Origin of the sequence: Zoogloea sp. LCSB751 (assembly GCF_002028455.1) — a bacterium.
Lineage (GTDB): Bacteria > Pseudomonadota > Gammaproteobacteria > Burkholderiales > Rhodocyclaceae > Zoogloea.
The window spans coordinates 1-257 of record NZ_MWUM01000351.1 but is presented as its reverse complement, the minus strand read 5'-3'; the positions used below and the strand labels follow the sequence as shown (position 1 = coordinate 257).

Below are 257 nucleotides of genomic sequence, written 5' to 3'. Positions count from 1 at the left end.
CGAGAAAGGGGATCTCCTCGAGTTTGAGAAAGCGGGCACAGGTCTGCCCGGTACGCCCGAAGCCGGCGATGATGACATGCTGATGCTTGCTGAGCCCCGACTGGGCGACCCCGGCGCGCGAGAGCAGGGCCCCGTCGGTGAGGGAGTGGGCGAGCCCCAGCGCCCGCTGCACCAACCAGGGGGTGAGAGAAAGGGTGATGACGCCGACGCCGATGAGCAGGGAGACCATCTCGTGACCGAGCAGGCCATGGTGGCTC

General features: G+C 67.3%; 1 protein-coding gene. It reads right to left on the bottom strand.

Features of this window, described 5'->3' with window-relative positions; genetic code table 11:
• Positions 1-257, bottom strand: a 257-nt coding sequence (locus B4920_RS26920; RefSeq protein WP_216820093.1) for a hypothetical protein, incomplete at both ends; no start/stop codon positions are given.